General features: G+C 66.9%; 13 protein-coding genes. 4 read left to right on the top strand and 9 right to left on the bottom strand.

Annotation, left to right across the window (positions count from 1 at the left end; all coding sequences use genetic code 11):
- The first annotated feature begins 2 nt into the window (after nt 1-2).
- The 3 genes from SOM18_RS00120 to SOM18_RS00130 all read left to right on the top strand — a co-directional run bounded on the left by SOM18_RS00120 (nt 3) and on the right by SOM18_RS00130 (nt 7,041).
- Nucleotides 3-1,625, top strand: coding sequence for a DUF5597 domain-containing protein (locus SOM18_RS00120; protein ID WP_414712093.1), 1,623 nt, complete (start codon nt 3-5; stop codon nt 1,623-1,625).
- Between the two features lie 52 nt (nt 1,626-1,677).
- Nucleotides 1,678-4,566: a TIM-barrel domain-containing protein gene (locus SOM18_RS00125; RefSeq protein ID WP_320481126.1), complete on the top strand. Its 2,889-nt coding sequence runs from the start codon at nt 1,678-1,680 to the stop codon at nt 4,564-4,566.
- Nucleotides 4,567-4,731: 165 nt separating this feature from the next.
- Nucleotides 4,732-7,041 (top strand): glycoside hydrolase family 3 C-terminal domain-containing protein, encoded by a 2,310-nt coding sequence (locus tag SOM18_RS00130; RefSeq protein ID WP_031440424.1) that lies wholly within the window; start codon nt 4,732-4,734, stop codon nt 7,039-7,041.
- Here the strand turns inward: SOM18_RS00130 and SOM18_RS00135 are convergent.
- Nucleotides 6,995-8,203: an MFS transporter gene (locus SOM18_RS00135; protein ID WP_042466993.1), complete on the bottom strand. Its 1,209-nt coding sequence runs from the start codon at nt 8,201-8,203 to the stop codon at nt 6,995-6,997. The two genes, SOM18_RS00130 and SOM18_RS00135, sit on opposite strands and share 47 nt — an antisense overlap.
- Before the next feature lie 224 nt (nt 8,204-8,427).
- On the opposite strand from SOM18_RS00135, the gene SOM18_RS00140 reads away from it, so the two are divergent.
- The gene (locus SOM18_RS00140; RefSeq protein WP_320481321.1) at nt 8,428-9,318 is read left to right on the top strand and encodes a LysR family transcriptional regulator; all 891 of its coding nucleotides are present in this window, start codon (nt 8,428-8,430) and stop codon (nt 9,316-9,318) included.
- 26 nt (nt 9,319-9,344) lie between these two features.
- Here SOM18_RS00140 and SOM18_RS00145 read toward each other — a convergent pair whose 3' ends face one another.
- The 8 genes from SOM18_RS00145 to SOM18_RS00180 form a co-directional block, all read right to left on the bottom strand.
- Entirely contained in the window at nt 9,345-10,877 is a 1,533-nt protein-coding gene (locus SOM18_RS00145; protein ID WP_200874024.1) for an MFS transporter, read from the bottom strand.
- A complete protein-coding gene (locus tag SOM18_RS00150) occupies nt 10,874-12,343 on the bottom strand; it encodes a TolC family protein (RefSeq protein WP_320481127.1) in 1,470 nt (489 codons plus the stop codon). Before SOM18_RS00150 ends, SOM18_RS00145 begins: the two co-directional genes overlap by 4 nt.
- On the bottom strand, nt 12,340-13,242 hold the full coding sequence (locus SOM18_RS00155) for an efflux RND transporter periplasmic adaptor subunit (RefSeq protein ID WP_031440419.1): 903 nt from the start codon (nt 13,240-13,242) through the stop codon (nt 12,340-12,342). The genes SOM18_RS00150 and SOM18_RS00155 overlap by 4 nt, the downstream gene beginning before the upstream one ends.
- Nucleotides 13,239-13,445, bottom strand: coding sequence for a DUF1656 domain-containing protein (locus SOM18_RS00160; RefSeq protein WP_031440418.1), 207 nt, complete (start codon nt 13,443-13,445; stop codon nt 13,239-13,241). Before SOM18_RS00160 ends, SOM18_RS00155 begins: the two co-directional genes overlap by 4 nt.
- Nucleotides 13,442-15,496 carry an FUSC family protein gene (locus SOM18_RS00165; protein WP_320481130.1) on the bottom strand — a complete coding sequence of 685 codons (2,055 nt, stop codon included), beginning with the start codon at nt 15,494-15,496 and terminating at the stop codon, nt 13,442-13,444. Before SOM18_RS00165 ends, SOM18_RS00160 begins: the two co-directional genes overlap by 4 nt.
- The gene (locus SOM18_RS00170) at nt 15,493-15,945 is read right to left on the bottom strand and encodes a MarR family winged helix-turn-helix transcriptional regulator (RefSeq protein WP_320481131.1); all 453 of its coding nucleotides are present in this window, start codon (nt 15,943-15,945) and stop codon (nt 15,493-15,495) included. Before SOM18_RS00170 ends, SOM18_RS00165 begins: the two co-directional genes overlap by 4 nt.
- Nucleotides 15,946-16,058: 113 nt before the next feature.
- Nucleotides 16,059-17,849, bottom strand: a complete 1,791-nt coding sequence (locus SOM18_RS00175; RefSeq protein WP_031440415.1) for an IlvD/Edd family dehydratase — start codon at nt 17,847-17,849, stop codon at nt 16,059-16,061.
- Nucleotides 17,850-17,880: 31 nt separating this feature from the next.
- On the bottom strand, nt 17,881-19,026 hold the full coding sequence (locus tag SOM18_RS00180) for an aldose epimerase family protein (protein WP_042466992.1): 1,146 nt from the start codon (nt 19,024-19,026) through the stop codon (nt 17,881-17,883).
- Nucleotides 19,027-19,132 lie beyond the last annotated feature (106 nt).

The raw sequence follows: 19,132 nt of genomic DNA on the forward strand, positions 1-19,132 counted from the left end.
CGATGAAACGACAGGCTCTGCTGCTTGCTTGGACGATGTCCGCGCTGGTGACCGCCGCACATGCGCAACAGGCGACGCCGGTGCCGCACGTCGAGACGAAGGCCGGACGTCATGCTCTCATTGTCGACGGCGCGCCCTTCCTGATGCTCGGCGCGCAGGTCAATAACTCGAGCAACTACGCCTCCGCGCTGCCGAAGGTCTGGCCGATGCTCGAGCGGATCCATGCGAACACCGTCGAGATTCCCGTTGCCTGGCAACAGATCGAACCGATCGAGGGGCAGTTCGATTTCTCGTTCGTCCAGACGCTGCTCGATGAGGCGCGCACGCATGACAAGCGGGTCGTCCTGCTCTGGTTCGGAACGTGGAAGAATACCGCGCCGGGCTACACGCCCGACTGGGTCAAGCTCGACAATCGCCGCTTTCCCCGGATGAAAGACAAGACGGGGCAGGATCATTCCGTCCATACGCCGCTCGCCCGGTCGACGCTCGAGGCCGACAAGCGCGCCTTTGTACGCCTGATCAGCTATCTCAAGGAGCATGATCCGCAGAATACGGTCATCCTCGTCCAGCCCGAAAACGAGGTCGGCAGCTACCGCGTCCCGCGCGACTATAGCCCGGCGGCGAACGTGCTGTTCGCGAAGCCCGTGCCCGCGGCGCTGACGCGCAAGCTCGGCAAGCCCGCCGGAAGCTGGACCGCGCTGTTCGGCGCGCAGGCCGACCGCGCGTTCAACACCTGGCATACGGCACGATATGTCGACGAGATCGCTGCCGCGGGCAAGGCGGTCAAGCCGATCCCGATGTACGTCAACGCATCGCTGGCCGGACCATCCAACGTGCCCGATCCGACCGGCGTCGCCAGTGGCGGGCCGCAGCAGGACGTGCTCGACATCTGGAAGGCCGCAGCGCCGTCGATCGATTTCGCCGCGCCAGACATCTATGACCGTGCGAGCGAGAACGTCGCGCAATATCTCGATAAATATGCGCGGCCCGACAATGCACTGATGGTTCCCGAAATCGGCAATGCCCGCGAATTCGCGCGCTATTTCTACGGGGCGCTGGGTCGTGGCGCGATCGGCTACGCGCCGTTCGGGATGGATGATACCGGCTACGTCAACTATCCGCTCGGCGCCCGGTCTCTGGACGAGGCGACGCTCGACGCGATCGCCAAGCCCTATGCCCTGTTCGCCGGCATGGCGCGTGAGTGGGCGAAGATCGCGTTCGAGCGTCCGACCTGGGGCGTTTTCAAACCCGACGACAATACGCCCCGGTCGACCGTGATGGGCGACTGGACGATCGCTGCGACCTGGGGCGAATGGCAGTTCGGTCAGAAGGACTGGACCTGGATCAAGACCGAGCCCGCGCCATGGGGCAACGAGCCCGTTGGCGGCGCGGCGATCGCGCACGTGTCCGCCAATGTCTTCTTGGTCGCCGGCGATCATATCCGGCTCAACTTCGGCGCGCGATCGGGCGGCCCTGCAAACGGCCTCGTTCTGCGCGTCGAGGAGGGGCATTTTCGGGACGGTGTCTGGGTGCGCGACCGGATCTGGAACGGCGACCAGACTGATTACGGAATCAACCTGATCGAGCCCGTGCTGCTTCGCGTCACGATGGGCGCATATCGCTGAAACGTTACCGATCGACGCGCCGCGGGCTGCGTCGGCACTGTTGGAGAGTAAGATGACCAAGCCATTCCTGACCCTGTTGCTGGCGAGCAGCGCGATCGCCTCCGCGCACGCCGCTGCACCCGGCGGATACGAGAAGATCGACGGCGGCATTGCCGTGACCCCCGCAGGCGGCGCGACCGCGCGCGTAGAGGTCACGGTTCACGGCGACGGGATCATCCACGTCGTCGCCGCCCCGACGAGTTCGATCGGCGTGACCCGCACCACGAGCCTGATGGTGCCGAGCCCCCCAAAGGCGGGCGCGTATACGGTGACGGAGCGGGAAGGGCATGTCCTCATCAAGACGACGCGGGATACGGCGGACGTCGACCTTGCGACCGGGCATGTCCGGTTCCTCGACGCCACCGGCAAGACGGTGCTCGACGAGGCCAATACGCGCCGCTTCCTGCCGAAGACGGTTGACGGGCGGCAATATGTCACGGCGTCGCAGCAGTTCAACCGCGGTACCAGCGAGGCCTTTTACGGGCTCGGCCAGCATCAGAACGCGCAGATGGATTATAACGGCGAGGACGTCGAACTCGCGCAGCACAACATGGACATCGCCGTGCCCTTCCTGGTTTCGACCGGCAAGTACGGCATCCTTTGGGACAATGACGGGATCACTCGGTTCGGCAATCCGAAGCCTTATGATCTGGTCGGCGCGGGAACCGACACGGGCCTGCGCGTGACGAGCAACGGCAAGCCGGGCTTCACCGCCAACTATTATCTCGACGGCAAGCTGGCGGTCACGCGCCAGGAAGCCACGATCAACTATCAGTATATCAAGGATCAGGCGAACTGGCCCGAGGCGGCCAAAGCCCGCACGGTGGCGGCAACCGGCGGCCAGAACACGGCCGGCAACGCGGCCCAGACGCAGCGGGTCGTATGGACCGGCCGCGTGACGCCCGACCAGACGGGCGATCATAAATTTCAGCTCTATGGCTCGAGCTATTTCAAGGTGTTCGTCGACGGGCGCGAGGTGCTCAACCGCTGGCGGCAGAACTGGAATCCCTGGTACGCCAATTTCGACCTGCCGATGACCAAAGGCAAGGCGGCCGAGATCCGCATCGAATGGGATCCGAACGCGGGATACATCGCGCTGCTCCATAATGATCCGCTGCCCCAGGCCGATCGCCACTCGGCCTGGTTCACCAGCGACGTCGCGCGGTCGGTCAATTATTGGTACGTGCCCGGCAGCGATATGGACGACGTGATTGCGGGCTATCGCAAGCTGACCGGCAAGGCCGTCATGATGCCCAAATGGGCCTATGGTTTCTGGCAGTCGCGCCAGCGCTACAATACGCAGGACGAGGTCGTCGACGTGGTCCGCAAGTATCGCGACCTCCGCATCCCGCTCGACAACATCGTCCAGGACTGGTTCTACTGGCCCGAAAATGCCTGGGGCAGCCACCAGTTCGACAAGACGCGCTTTCCGGAGCCGCAGAAGATGGTCGACCAGCTCCACGATCTGAACGCGAACTTTATGATCTCCGTCTGGCCGAAATTCTACCCGACCACCGACAATTACAAGGAGCTGGCGGCCAAGGGTTTCACCTATGACGGCAATCTGAAGATGGCGAACAAGGACTGGGTCGGGCCCGGCTATGCCAATACCGACTATGATCCCTATGCGCCCGAGGCGCGGACGATCTTCTGGCGGCAGATGCGCGACAGCCTCGCCAAGTTCGGCATCGATGCCTGGTGGCTCGATGCGTCGGAGCCGGACATCCATTCGAACCTGTCGATCCCCGAGCGGATCGCGGCGATGGGGCCGACCGCGCGCGGGCCGGCGGAGGAATACTTCAACAGCTTCCCGCTGGTTCATGTCGGCGCGGTTTATGACGGCTGGCGCCAGTACAAGCCCGATGTCCGGCCGTTCATCCTGACCCGTTCGGGCTTTGGCGGACTGCAGCGCGAGGGGGCCGCGATCTGGTCGGGTGATGTCGCCAGCCGCTGGTATGACCTGCGCGCGCAGGTGTCCGCCGGCGTCAATGCGTCGATGTCGGGCATACCCAACTGGACGCACGATATCGGCGGCTTCGCGCTCGAGGATCGCTATGCGAGCAAGACGCCCAAGCCTGCCGATCTCGACGAATGGCGCGAGCTCAACCTGCGCTGGTTCCAGTTCGGCGCGTTCAGCCCGTTGTTCCGCAGCCATGGTGAGAGCCCGTACCGCGAGATTTACGAGATCGCGCCCGAGGGCACGCCGATGCGCGCCTCGATGCTCTGGTATGATCAGCTTCGCTATCGTCTGATGCCGTATATCTACACGCTCGCTGCGGAGACGTGGTTCAAGGACGGCAGCATCATGCGGGGCATGGTGATGGATTATCCCGACGACGTGAAGGCGCGCCGGATCAACGACCAGTATATGTTCGGCCATGCGTTCCTGGTCGCGCCGGTCACCGACTACAAGGCACGCTCGCGGTCGGTGTATCTGCCGGGTGCAGCAACGCTCTGGTATGATTTCCAGTCCGGCCAGACGTATCGCGGCGGCCAGACGATCACAGCGCCCGCGCTCTATACGCGCATGCCGCTGTTCGTGAAGGCGGGGGCGATCGTGCCGATGGGGCCTGTCCGCCAGCATGTCGATGACCTGCCCGACGCACCCGTGACGGTGACCGTCTATACCGGCGCCAGCGGACAGTTCAGCCTGTACGAGGATGACGGTCGCAGCGAGCAATATCGCGGCGGTGCGTTTGCGCGCATTCCGATGCGGTATGACGATGCAGCGGGCACGCTGTCGCTCGGTGCGCGCGAGGGCAAGGGCTTCAAGGGCATGGCGACATCCCGCACGATCAACGTGCGCTGGATCACGCCCGGCAAGCCGGTGACCGACGCCGATACCGCCGATGCGACGGTGACCTATGCGGGCAAGGCGATCACGGTGCAGCGCCCGCGTTGATGGCCGCGCGAGGGGGCACGGACGCGAAATCCCTTCGGGCCTGAACAGTCGCGGCGGACATCTGGACGCCGCAACGAATGCCGGGCTAGATCGGGCGAAACGAGACCAGGAGGGACGGCATGCGCCGGCCGTCCAGAGACGGCATGTAGAGAGAGAAATGTGATGATGACGCGCGGTACCCGATCGCTCCTGAACGTCTTGCTGCGCAGCGCGGTGCTAGTCGGTGTAATCGGGGTTTCGCCCGCGCTGGCGCAAACGACGAACAACGCGCCCGCGGCGGCGGCGGCGAAGACCGATGCGCCGGTCGCGCGGCCGTGGATGGATACGAGTCTCGATCCGTCCGTCCGCGCCGATCTCATCCTCAAGGAGATGACGCTCGACGAGAAGCTGCAGCTGACCTTCGGCTATTTTTCGACCGATGCCGCCTGGCTCAAGACGCCGACCAAGAACTGGGAATTTCCGAAGGACGGCTTGCCGGGATCCGCGGGGATCGTTCCGGGCATCGCGCGGCTGGGTATCCCGAGCCAGTGGCAGACCGATGCGGGGGTCGGTGTCGCCAGCCAGCGCAGCGCAACCCCGCGGCTGCGGACGTCGTTGCCATCGGGAATATTGACCGCGGCGACGTGGAACCCGGCGCTCGCCGAAGCCGGTGGCGCGATGATCGGCAACGAGGCGTTCCTGTCGGGCTTCAACGTGCAACTGGCGGGCGGCATGAACCTGCTGCGCGAACCCCGTAACGGCCGGAATTTCGAATATGGCGGCGAGGATCCGCTGCTCGCGGGCGTCATGACGGGGCATGCGATCAAGGGAATCCAGTCCGAGCATGTCGTCTCGACGATGAAGCATTACGCGTTCAACGGGCAGGAAACCAACCGCTTCACGATCGATCACCGCATCGGTGAGCAAGCGGCGCGCCAGTCGGATCTGCTGGCGTTCCAGATCGCCAACGAGATCGGTCAGCCGGGTTCGGTGATGTGCTCGTACAATCGCGTCAACGGTCATTATGCGTGCGAGAACGACTGGCTGCTGAACACGGTCCTGAAGAAGGACTGGGGGTTCAAGGGCTATGTGATGTCGGACTGGGGGGCTGCCCATTCGACGACGGAAGCCGCCAATGCCGGGCTCGACCAGCAGTCGGGCTGGGCGTTCGATCGGTCGCCCTATTTCTCCGAAGCGCTGCGCGAGGCGGTCAATAACGGCCATGTCAGCACGGCGCGCGCGGACGACATGGCCCGGCGCGTGCTGTGGGGGATGTTCTCGGTGGGCGCATTCGATACGCCGGTCCGCGGCGATCGCGCGACGACGATCGACTATGCAGCGCACGCGGCGGTCACGCGCAGCGATGCCGAGGAGGGCATCGTCCTGCTGAAGAACGACGCCAATCTGCTGCCCCTGGCGAAAACGGCGAAGTCGATCCTGCTCATCGGTGCGCATGCCGATGTCGGCGTGTTGTCGGGCGGCGGATCGTCGCAGGTCTATTCTCACAACGCGCCGACCAGCGGCCTGATCGTGCCGGACGAGTTCAACAAGGGCTTTCCCGGCCCCAAGACCTATCACGCATCGTCGCCCATGACTGCGCTGCAGGCCAGAACCGGTGCTCGCGTCACCTATCTCGACGGCAAGGATCCGCGCGCGGCTGCGGCTGCGGCGCGCAAGGCCGATATCGTGATCGTCTTTGGCGAACAGTGGACGGGCGAGTCGATCGACGTCCCCGACCTGGCGTTGCACGATGCGCAGAATGCGCTGATCGACGCGGTCGCCCGCGCCAACCGCAAGACCGTCGTGGTGCTCGAGACGGGCGGGCCGGTCGTGATGCCGTGGCTGTCGAAGGTCGGCGCGGTGATCGAGGCCTGGTATCCGGGCACGGCGGGCGGCGAGGCGATCGCGCGCATTCTGACCGGCGAGGTCAATCCGTCGGGTCGCCTTCCCGCGACCTTCCCCGCGTCGCTGTCGCAACTGCCGCGCCCGGTTCTGGAAGGCGACCCGAAGCTCGACCGCGACGCACATCCGATGGGCAATTACGACATCGAAGGCGCCGCCATCGGCTATAAGTGGTTCGACAAGACCGGCCGCAAGCCGCTGTTCCCGTTCGGCTACGGCCTGTCCTATACCCGGTTCGCACTCGGCGGTCTGAAGGCCGACGCAAAGGGCAAGGGCATCGCCGCGACGTTCGCGGTCCGCAACACCGGGTCTGTCGCAGGCAAGACCGTCGCTCAGGTCTATGTCGCGGCGCCGGGCTGGGAAGCGCCCAAACGGCTCGGCGCGTTCAAGAAGGTCGATCTGGCACCGGGGGCGAGCCAGTCGGTGGCGACGATGATCGACCCGCGCCTGCTCGCGACCTTCGATACGGCAACCGCGACGTGGAAGATCGCGGAGGGCGACTATCAGGTCATGCTGGCCGACTCCGCGGTGAGCATCGCGCAGACGGTCACCGTGCATCTGCCGGCGCAGACGCTCGACAGCCGGGGGAAATAGTCGACGGCGCGGGGGCTGTCGCGCGGCGGCGGACGCTGACCACGACCGCGACCAGTCCCAGCGCCGACGCCCCGGCACCCGCAAGCGCGACCATCGGATAGCCGAGGCCTGCCGCGATGACGCCGCCGCCAAGCGCTGCGCCGATCGCGTTGCCCAGGTTGAACGCACCGATGTTCATCGCCGAGGCGAGGTTCGGCGCGTCGGCGGCGGCGTGCATGACGCGGACCTGAAGCGGGGGGACGAGCGCGAAGCTGGCGACACCCCACAGGAAGATGAGGATCGCGGTCGGCACCTTGAACGGCATCAGCACGGCGAAGGCGACCAGGATCGCGGTCAGCAGCGCAAGCGTCACGACCAGCGTCCGGTCGACCGAGCGATCGGCGAACCGCCCGCCGAGCCAGTTGCCGACCGTCAGGCCGACGCCGTAGGTCACCAGCATCGCGGTGACATAGCCGAGCGACGCCTGCGTCACCTCGCGCAGGATCGGCGTGATATAGGTGAAGACGGTGAACATCGCGCTGGCGCCAACGACCGTCAGGCCGAGCGCACCCAGCACCGGCCCGCGCGTGAGGACGCTCAGTTCAGCCCTCGGGTCCGTACCGATCGGCGCGGGCAAGGCGGGAAGCGTCAGCCGAAGCGCCGCCATCGTCGCGAAGCCCAGCACCGAAATACCCCAGAACGATGTGCGCCAGCCGAGGTGATCGCCTGCCCATGTCGCGAGCGGGACGCCGACGACATTGGCAATGGTCAGCCCCATGAACATCGCTGCGACCGCCCCGGCCCGGCGTTCGGGCGGCACAAGGCTGGCGGCGACGATCGCCCCGACCCCGAAGAACGCGCCGTGGTTGAACGACGTCAGGATCCGCGCGGCCATCAGCATGCCGTACCCCGTGGACACAGCGGCCAGCAGATTACCGACCGTGAAGATGCCCGCCAGCATGATCAGCAGCGTCCGCCGCGGCACGCGCCCGGTCGTCAGCGTCATCAGCGGCGCGCCGATGACCACGCCCAGCGCATAGGCACTGATGAGCAGGCCCGCTGTCGGGATCGAAACGCCGAGATCGCCGGCGATCACGGGGAGCAGCCCCATCGGCGCGAATTCGGTCACGCCGATGCCGAACGCACCGACGGACAGGGCCAGAAGCCCGGGGTTCAATTTCATCACTATGTTCCTAATGATTTGGGCGGTTCGGACCGTCGACGGACTTGGCCAGGCGAAACCCTCTCGTTGACGATAGGACGGCAGGTGTGGCTGGAACTGCAGCCCCGATGATCCCGATCGCGACTTAACCCGGCTTCGATTTCGAGGCATAAATAGGGCAACGCGCTCGGCGTTATTAGGGGGCGATGTGACGAAGGACCTTTGACTTGAACACAAAGACGGGAATGGGGGCGGATCGGGCCCGTGCGCTCGAGATCTTCGCCGTGGTCATGCGCGAGGGAAGCTTTTCGGGGGCGGGACGCGTGCTCGGACTGACGCCGTCCGCGGTGGCGCGGGCGATCGACCGGATCGAGGCCCGGCTCGGCGTCCGGCTGCTCCTGCGGTCGACCCGTGCGCTGACCCCGACGGCCGAGGGGCAGGCCTATCTCCAGACGGCGCGTCGGATCCTCGCCGACCTCGATGATGCCGAACAGCAGATCGCCGATCAGGGCGCGCCCCGGGGACGGCTGCGGATCAGTGCCGCGCTGTCGCACGGGCGGTTGTGCGTCGTCCCGCTGCTCGGCGCATTTGCCGAGGCCTATCCGCATATCCTCGTCGGTATCGCGTTGACCGACACGATCGTCGACGTTGCGGCGGGGCAGGCGGACGTCGCGATCCGCTTCGGTCCGCTGGTCGACAGCCTGTTGACCGCCCGGAAGCTCGGCGAGAGCCGGCGGGTGATCGTCGCGGCACCCGACTATCTCGCGCGGCGTGGTACCCCGACCAAGCCCGAGGACTTGCACCGGCACAATTGCCTGAATTTCAACTTCCGGCGAGTCGAACCCGTCTGGCCGTTCCGCGTCGATGGGGTAGACATGGCGCTCGTCGTGACCGGCAATATCGAAGCCAATAACGGCGAAACACTGGGGCAGCTGGCCGCCGCGGGGGTCGGGATCGCGCGCGTCGGTGCGTTCAGCGTCGTCGACGATATCGCCGCAGGCCGTCTCGTCCCGCTCTTCGAGGCGTATAATCCGGGCGACGTCGAACATATCCACGCGCTGTTCGTCGGCGGCACCAACACGCCGGCCCGCGTGCGGGTGTTCGTCGACTTTCTCGCGGAACGCCTCCGGGGGTGATCGTCGCGCCGGTGTGCCGGGAGAGGCTATTGGTCCGCGGCCATCCCGGGTCGCGCAGGCGTCTGCCGGTGACCGCTGAGATCGGATCCGGCATCGACGGCAAAGCGGCGGTTCCAGATCGTCGCGGCCGCCGACACCGCCGTCACGACCAGGAAGGCGAGGGTGAAATCGGCGAGCACCGGGCGTGTCGTGCCCGATCCGAGCATGCCGACATGCAACGCGGCCGCGCCGACGCAGATGCCGAGCGAGAGCATGAGCTGCTGGAACGTAGCGTAGAAGCTCGTCGCGCTGCTCATCCGTGACGAGGGAATCTCGTCATAGGCGATCGTGTTGTAGGCGGAGAACTGGAACGACATGAAGAAGCCGGAGAGCATCAGGACGCCAAAGATGACGGGGATGGGCCAGTCGGGGCGGAACAGCCCGCACACCGCATAGCCGCCGCTCGAACACAGGCCGCCGACGATCAGGCTATTGCGGAATCCGAACCGTCGCAGCACGCGGGGGGCGAGGCTCTTCATCATCAGCGAACCGATCGCCCCGGCGATCGTGATGGCGCCGCTCGCCGCCGCGGTCATGCCGAAGCCGAGCTGGAGCATCATCGGCAACAGGAACGGTTGCGCGCCTTGCGTGATCCGCGTCAGCGATCCGCCGATCACCGACAGGCGGAAGGTCGGGATCCGCATCAGCGACAGGTCGAGGATCGGATCGCTGCGGCGTCTGGCATGGCGGATATAGCCCACGCCCGCGACCAGGCCGATCGCGATGAGCCCGACGGCCTGCGTCAGTTCGCCCGTGCGGCTGGTCATCTCGAACCCGAACAACAGGCACCCGAGCGACACGCCCGACAGGATGAAGCCGGGGACGTCGAAGCGTGCCGGGCGATCCTCGCGCACATCGCCGATATAGCGGGTGACAAGCACCACGCCGAGCATGCCGATCGGGATGTTGAGGTAGAAGATCCAGCGCCAGTCCAGATAGGTGACGATCGCGCCCCCGACCGGCGGCCCCAGGATCGGACCGATCAGCGCGGGCATGATCAGCCACGACATGGCCTGCACCATGTCTTCCTTGGCCACGCTGCGAAGCAGGACGAGACGCCCGATCGGGATCATCATTGCGCCGCCCAGACCTTGCAGGAACCGCGCGCCCATCATGAACGACAGGCTGGTCGCCTGCCCGCACAGGATCGAACCGCCGACGAAGATCAGGATCGCGGCCCGGAACACGGTGCGCGATCCGAACCGGTCGGCGAGCCGCCCGCTCGCAGGGATGAAGATCGCCAGCGCCAGCAGATAGGAGGTGAGTGCCGATCCCATGCTCGTCGCGGGCACGCCGAAATCGCGCGCCATGGTCGGCAATGCCGTCGCGAGCACGGTGGAATCCATCTGCTCCATGAACAGCGCACAGGCGATGATCAGCGCGGTGACGCGGTAGTTGCTCGGCGTGTGCGCAGGCGCTCCGGCGTCGCGCGGGACCCGGGCGATCGTGTCGGCGGCCGGGACGATGCCGTCGCGGACTTCGCTGTTGATCGCGGCGAGCCCCCGCCGGCGAAGCCTCATGCCTGCCACCCGCCGCCCAGCGCCCTGAAGACATCGACCTGACGATCGATCAACAATGCGTCGGACGCGGCGAGGTTGGCCTGGGCCGTGGTCAGCGCCGCCTGCGCGGTCAGCAGCGACAGGAAATCGGTTCGGCCAAAGCGATAGAGCGTGCCCGCCTGGCCGGCGGCGGTCGCAGCGCTCGCCTGCGCCCGCGACAGTGCGGCGTTGCGGTCGCCTTCGCGCGCATAGGCCGACAGCGCGGTCTCGGTTTCGCGCAACGCCTCCAGCATCGTCGAATCGAACTGCGCCAGTGCCTGATCCGCCGAAGCGCCGGCCTGCGCGATTCGTGCGCGGACGACCGGGCGGTTCGGAAAGCTCCAGCTGATGAGCGGGCCGAGCCCCAGGTGAAACGCGCTGGTGGATCCCAGCGTCGAGATCGGACCGGTGAACCCGGCGGATCCCCCCAGGCTGACCTGCGGATACAGGTCGGCGGTGGCGATGCCGATCCGCGCGGTCGCCGCGGCCAGTGCGCGTTCGGCCTGACGAATATCGGGCCGGCGGCGGATCAGTGCGGCGCCGTCGCCGATCGGCAGCGGCCGGGTCAGCGCGGGGGGCTTCGCGCAGGTCGCGACCTCGGCGGGATAGGCGGCGGGTGCCCGACCCATCAGCGTCGCCAGCCGGTAGAGCGCGGCGGTGCGCGTCGCGACCTGCGACGGGATCAACGCCTCGCTCTGGTCGACCGCGGTCCTTGCCCGCGTGACGTCGAACGCCGTGCCGCGCCCACCACGTTGCAGGCGGCGCGTGACGTCGAGCGTCTGGCGCTGGAGGGCAAGTACCCGGCTGTTGGCGGCGAGCACCATGTTCGCCGTGCACACCGCGGCATAGCTGCGCGCGGTTTCGGCAGCGACGGTCACGCGGACGTCGTCGCGCGCGGCGGCGACCGCCTGCGCATCGCCCTGCGCGGCTTCGATCGCGCGCCGGATGCGCCCCGACAGGTCGAGCGGATAGGCGAGGGTGATGCCGAGATTGGCGTCAAGCGTTCCGGGCAGGTTGCCGCGGCTCACATAGGGCCGGTCGATCGACGTACCGCCGCCGATCGTGGTCGACAGCGTCCGCCCGGCGGCAACCTCAGCAACGACCGCGTCGGCACGGCGGAGATTGGCATCGGCAGCGCGCAGATCGGTGTTCGCCGCCAGCGCCTCGGCGACGAACGCGTCGAGGCGGGGATCGCCATAGAGTTGCCACCAGTGATCGGGGAGGGGGGCATCGACGAACGCGGCCTCGTGACCGCTGTCGAACGCGCCCTGCGCGGCGGGCATCGCGGCGACGGCGCGATCGGGACGTACATAGTCCGGGCCGGCGGTGGTGCAGGCGGCGAGGCCGAGCGCGAGGATACTCGCGGCAAGACCCCGGCGGGTGGGGGAGGCGGCGATCCCGCCCCGTCCAGGAGAAGGGGCGATCTGCGAGAGACGCGTGCGCATCACGCCGGCGCTCCCGACTGAAGTTTGGGCTCCACCGTCACCGTCGCCGTCCGCCCGACGATAAGCGGGACACCCTTCGGCACCTGCACGAGCTTCACACGCACGGGGATGCGCTGTGCGAGGCGGACCCAGTTGAACGTCGGGTTCACATTGGGCAGCAGGTTGGTCGTGTTCGTCCGTTCGCTGTCGTTGATGCCCGCGGCGATGCTGTCGACTCGACCGTGCAACGCCTGCGCTTCGCCCATCAGATGCACGGTCACCGGGTCGCCGAGATGGATGCTGCCGAGCTTGGTTTCCTCGAAATACCCCTCGACCCGAAGCGAGTCCGTGTCGATCAGCGCCATCGCCTGCGCGCCCGCGGCAATATAATCGCCGGGGTGCAGGTCGAGATTTGTGACGATGCCGTGCACGGTCGCCCGCACCGTCGTCCGCGCGAGATTCAGCGCCGCGGTCGATCGCGCGCTCCGGGCCTGCGCGAGCGTCGCCGAGGCAGTGGCGACGCGCGCGACATTCTGTTCGTGCGTTTCCTTGGCGACCAGGTCGCCCAGTGCGAGGTCGCGCTGTGCCTCGCGCCGCGCCTGCAGCAGCGTCGCGCGCGCGCTCGCGATCGAGGCGTCAGATTGCGCAAGCGTCAGTTCGAAGCGCGGACGATCGACCACGAACAGCACGTCGCCGGGCTTGACCCTCTGGTTGTCCCGCACGGCGACGCGCGTGACGAGACCCGCGACATCGGGGGTGACGCGAACGATGTCGGCCCGGATATGCCCGTCGCGCGTCCACGGATCGCTCTCATAGCGCTTCCACAGCCACAGCGCGACGACCACCGCGAGGGCGACGATGACCAGAGTGGCGGCGGAACGGCCGAGCGGGGCCAGCAGGGACTTGAGACGGGGCGAGGTCATGCGGAGGGTCCGGTGAGCAGGGCAAGTAGCCCGAGGATGAGGATGAACAGCGCCAGGTCGACCAGCGGACGATAGGTCACCGCGCGGTACACCCCGGCAAAGGCGAGCAGGCGGGTGGCGACGCCGGTGAGCACGACCGCGGCGCCGGCAAGCAGGAGAAGGGTCGGCAGATAGACACCGCCGATCGAGATCTCGCCGGTCATGCGGGCATCTCCGGTAAGCCCGCATAGGCGGGGGCCGAGGGAAAGAGGTTGCGGCGCAACGAGGTGAGCGCGAGCACGCTCGTGCGGTGGCGGTCGGGCATGCTCGATGCGAAGCCGGCCAGCGCCCGGTCGATCCCCGCGAGCAGATCTTGTTCGGGGGGCGCGGGCTGGTTGGGGCGCAGCGCGCGGTAATGCGAGCCGACCCCACGCAGCACCGGCGTGATCATCGCCGCCTCGTCGACCGGACCGTCGATGCGGAGCTGGCGGAGTTCGCCGACCGCCACACCGACGCGCAGGTCGGTCAGCGCATCGAGCAGCGGCTTGCCGGGATCCTCGCCCTGCAGCGCCAGCCGCGGTGCGAGCAGGCCAATCCGGTCGAGCATCCGCGCGATCCAGCCCGCCGTATCGGGCCGGCCGGTCGAATCCGCGCGCGTCGCCAGTTCGCGCCAGCCGGCGCGGAGCAACCGCCGCGCGCTGGTCTGCGCGCCGATCGTCTGAAACAGGCCGACCGTGACGACCGCGAACAACGTCCCGATCAATTGCGCGATCGCGCCGTTCATAAACTGATCCAAGCCGCCGCCGAACCGGTCGTTCAGCCCGACCGTGTTAAGTCCGCCAAGCAACGCGCCGAGCGTGACGAGCAAGGTTGCCGGCCGCGCGAGGAACATTCCTCCGATCAGCATCGGCGGCGCGAGCACCGCGGCGAGCGTCACGAAGTCGGTCACGCGCGGCAGGATCGCAAACGCATAGACGGCCGACACGACCAGGCCGAGGATCGTGCCATAGAAGAACGCCTTGATCGCCGGTGCCGGGTTGTCGCTGTTGCCGAACAAGGCGCAGCACACCCCCGCAATCAGCACCGCGCCCGCACCGTCGGGCCATGCTGTCCCGATCCAGAAGGCGCAGCCCAGCAGGATCGTCATCACCGTGCCGGCGGCTGCACGCAACGCGATGCCGCGATCCCGGTGGAGCGGTCGCCGGGCGGAGCGTGCCAGCAGCCGCGCGACGGCGGGGGTGACGGGCGCGCGCGACGGCGATCGCATCTGATCGCGCAGGTCGCGTACGTTGCGATGCGCGTCGACCAGTTCCCCGAGCCGCGCCACCAGGCTCAGCCGCAACGCGTCACGCCAGATCAGCGCGCTGCCGGGCGCGGGTTCGAGCGCGCGGGCCCGGGCAATCAGCTCATCGGCGTGCGCGCCGCGCTCCGATGCCGAAGAGGGATCGCGCAGCCGTTCGCGAACGTCCTCGATCAGCGCGAGCGCCTCGGGGCGCGGCCTGTCGGCGCCCCGCTTGAGTTCGACGAACCGGTCGTCGATCGCGCTCGCCAGCGGCAACAGCATCGACAGCTCCGCCTGGAGTGCGCGAAGCGTCCGGACGCGCGGGAGCAGCCGGGCGGTGTCGAATGGCAAGTGAATGGAAAGCTGGTGCAACTCGTTGATATCGAGCGCCAGCCGCCGCCGGTCGCGGTCGAGCGCGGCATCGCTTTCCCCCGCAAGCGAATCGCGCGACCAGCGTTCCGCGTCGGCGAGGATCGCGTCGATCCGACCGAGCAGCACGGCGGTGACGGTCTGCGGGAAGACGAGGCCGTGGATCAGACTGCCACACAGGATACCGATCGTGATCTCCTGCACCCGCAGCGCAGCGATGGTGAAGACCGCGCCCGGCGCCGCAACCGACGGAAACCCTATGATGCTGGCGGTATAGCCCGCGAGCAGGAACACATAGGCCCGCGGCGTCCGGTCGAGCAGCGAGATGTAGAGGCACAGCCCGAGCCACAGCGCGAGGCCGAGTGACAGGAGTTCGGGCGCGTTGACGAGGTTCGGCACGAGCACGACCGCGGCAATCGCGCCGAGCACGGTGCCCGCGACCCGGAACACCGCCTTGGACAACACCGCGCCGGCCAGCGGCTGCGCGACGATATAGGACGTCGTCACCGCCCAATAGGGCCGCGTCAGACCGATCCGCAGCGCGATGTAATAAGCGAGGATCGCGGCGACGAAGCATTTGACCGAGAAGAGCGCCTCCTTCCCCCCGAACCGGGACAGCGTCATCGTCCACGATCTGCCACAAACCGCGCGCCGAGCCGTTCCGCAACGCGTAGCGCGGTGGCCAGATCGTCGTCCGGCACACCCTCGAGCATCGCATGGCGTAGCGTCGCGAACTTCGCCTCGATCGTGGCGACGAGCGTTCGCCCGTGCGGCGTCAGGCGGATCCGGCTGACCCGCGCATCGGCGGGATCGCGGTGGCGCTCGACAAGCCCGGCGGCGGTCATCTGGTCGATCGAGCGCACCAGCGATGCCTGTGTCACGTCGAGTTCACAGGCGAGATCGATCTGCCGCACATCGTCGCCCAGCCGCCCGACCTGAACGAGTGCCCAGCCGGTCGATGCCGACACCCCCATGTCGCGGAGCGCGTGGTCGGCCGCCTGCCGCCAGCTGCGCGCGAGCGGCAGGAGGGTGCGGGCATAGGAGGATTCGAGCACGGCGCGGGGGGAAGTCATTAGCGTGCTAAGTAATCATGTCAGCCCATGCTGCAATGTAAAATAGTAAGTTATGCAAGGAATTTGTTCGCGCCCGCCGGGCCGCGCGGCGTGCGCGACCCGGCGGCTCAGACCTAGTGGTTGTCGCGCGGCAGGCCCATCGTCTGGGCGATGCGCTGGTATTTCTCGGCACCTTCTAGGATGGCACCGGTTTCCATCTGGCCGACCGTGGCGCGCTGAATTTCCTGCCACGGCGTCTGCGAGCGCGGGAAGGCGTATCCGCCCGCCGCAGTCAGCGTGCGGCGTCGCTCGGCGAGTTCCTCATCGGAGATCAGGACATCGGCGCTGCCCTTGCCGAGATCGATGCGAACCCGGTCGCCGGTGCGGATCAGCGCGAGGCCGCCCATTGCCGCCGCCTCGGGGCTGGCGTTGAGGATCGAGGGCGAGCCTGACGTGCCCGACTGGCGACCGTCGCCGATGCAGGGAAGCGCGTGAACGCCTTCGCGGATGAGATAAGCGGGCGGACGCATGTTGACGACCTCGGCGGCACCCGGATAGCCGATCGGCCCGGCGCCACGCATGAACAGCAGCGTATCGGTGGTGATGCCGAGCGACGGATCGTCAATCCGGTGATGATAGTCCTCGGGGCCGTCGAACACGACCGCGGGGCCTTCGAACGCCTCGGGATCGTCCGGATTGCTGAGATAGCGTTCGCGGAATTCCGGCGAGATGACGCTCGTCTTCATGATCGCGCTGTCGAACAGGTTACCGCGCAGGACGATGAAGCCGGCATCCTGCAGCAGCGGGGTCGCGAACGGACGGATGACGCGCTCGTCCTCGATCGTCGCGGTGCGGCAATTGTCGCCGATGCTCTTGCCGTTGGCGGTGATCGCGTCTTCGTGGATCAGGCCCTGCTTCATCAGCTCGGCGACGACGGCGGGCACGCCCCCGGCATGGTAATAATCCTCGCCGAGATACTCCCCGGCGGGCTGAAGGTTGACCATCAGCGGGACCTTGTGACCGTGCTTCTGCCAGTCGTCGATCGGCAGGTCGACGCCGATATGGCGCGCGATCGCGGCGAGGTGGATCGGCGCGTTGGTCGATCCGCCGATCGCCGAATTGACGACGATCGCGTTGTGGAACGCCTCCTTGGTCAGGATGTCGGAGGGCTTCAGATCCTCGGCGACCATGTCGACGATCCGCTTGCCGGTCTTGTACGCGACCTCCTGGCGGTCGCGGTAGGGCGCGGGGATCGCGGCCGAGCCGGGCAGTTGCATGCCGAGCGCCTCGGCCAGGCTGTTCATCGTCGTCGCGGTGCCCATCGTGTTGCAATAGCCGGTCGAGGGCGCGGACGAGGCGACAAGCTTGATGAAGCCCTCATCGTCGATCGCGCCGGTCGCGAGCAGCTCGCGCGCCTTCCACACGATCGTGCCCGAGCCGGTCCGCTCGCCCTTGTGCCAGCCGTTGAGCATCGGCCCGACCGACAGCGCGATGGCGGGAATGTTGACCGTCGCCGCCGCCATCAGGCAGGCGGGCGTCGTCTTGTCGCAGCCGATCGTCAGCACGACTCCGTCGAGCGGATAGCCGTAGAGCACCTCGACCAGCGCCAGATAGGCGAGGTTGCGGTCGAGCCCGGCGGTCGGGCGCTTGCCGGTCTCCTGGATCGGATGGACCGGGAATTCGAGCGCGATCCCGCCCGCCTCGCGAATGCCTTCGCGCAGCCGTTCGGCGAGCACGAGGTGGTGACGGTTGCAGGGGCTGAGGTCGCTGCCGGTTTGCGCGATGCCGATGATCGGCTTGCCCGAACGCAGTTCCTCAAGGCTCAATCCGAAGTTCAGATAGCGCTCCAGATAAAGCGCGGTCATGTCGATATTCTCGGGATTGTCGAACCACGCGCGGCTGCGGAGTTTGGGCAAGTCGGTCATGAGAGGCTTTCCGGGGTAAGCAGGTCGAATATCAGCGAGCGACGGAGACGCGGTAGATCATGGCGTGATGATAGGGCTTGCCCGGATCGACACGCGCAGAGACGAAATTCGGCTTGTTCGGTGCGTCCGGAAATTTCTGCGGTTCCAGCGCGATACCGTCACCCATCCGGTAGAGATGGCCGTGCTTGCCGATGAACGTCCCGTCAAGAAAATTGCCGGTGTAGAACTGAACGCCGGGCTCGGTCGACAGGACTTCAAGCACGCGTCCCGAGGCAGGATCCTCAAGCCGCGCGGCCAGCTCGGGCTTGGCGGTGACGCCCTTGTCGAGCGCGAAGTTGTGGTCGTAGCCGTGGCCGTAGCGGATCTGCTGGTCGCGACCGTCGCGAAGCCCTTCGCCGACGATCCGGCCGTTGCGGAAGTCGAACACGGTCCCCTGGACGGGCTGCAACGCACCGGTCGGGATCAGCTTGTCGTCGACGGGCGTGATCGCCTTGGCGGGGATCGTCAGCCGGTGGCCGTTCGCGCCCATCGCCGATCCCTCGCCACCAAGGTCGAAGATCGCGTGATTGGTCATGTTCACGATCGTCGGCTTGTCGGTCCTGGCATCATAGGCGATGCCGAGATTGCCCGCTTCGTCGAGCGTGTAGGTAACGGTGACGTCGAGATTGCCCGGATAGCCGGATTCGCCATCCGCGCTGCGGTGGCCGAGCACGAGCGTCGCGGTCGGGCCGTCCTTGATCGACAGGACTTTCCACGCGACCTTGTCGAAACCCTTGCCGCCGCCGTGCAGCGAATTGACCTTGTCGTTGAGCGGAAGCTGATAGGCCTTGCCGTCGAGCGTGAAGCGGCCGCCGGCGATGCGGTTGGCGAAGCGCCCGACCGTCACGCCGAAGAAATTGGGATGGTCGACATAGGAGGCGAGGTCATCATAGCCGAGCACGACGTCGGCGACCTTGCCGGCCTGGTCGGGCGCCATCAGCGATTGCAGCGTCGCGCCGTAGGACAGGATGCGCGCCGAGACGCCGTGCGCGTTGCTGAGCGTGATCGCCTCGATCGCCGTGCCGTCGCGCAGCGTACCCGCGGGGGTGCGCCTGGCCTCGGCCGCGTTCGCCGCCGGCGCTGCCAGGGCGGCTAAGAGAGTTGCCAAGATGATCCCCGTTTTTCCGATTCCGCTCATTCCGGTTCCTATCCTGATCCTCTGACGCCGTTGACGCGCCTTATGGGGGTATATAGTCGGACAATATATTTCTGAGCAAGCCATGCGGGAAAAGACTGATGTTCAG

This window comes from Sphingomonas sp. CFBP9019 (genome assembly GCF_034045155.1).
Lineage (GTDB): Bacteria > Pseudomonadota > Alphaproteobacteria > Sphingomonadales > Sphingomonadaceae > Sphingomonas > Sphingomonas aerolata.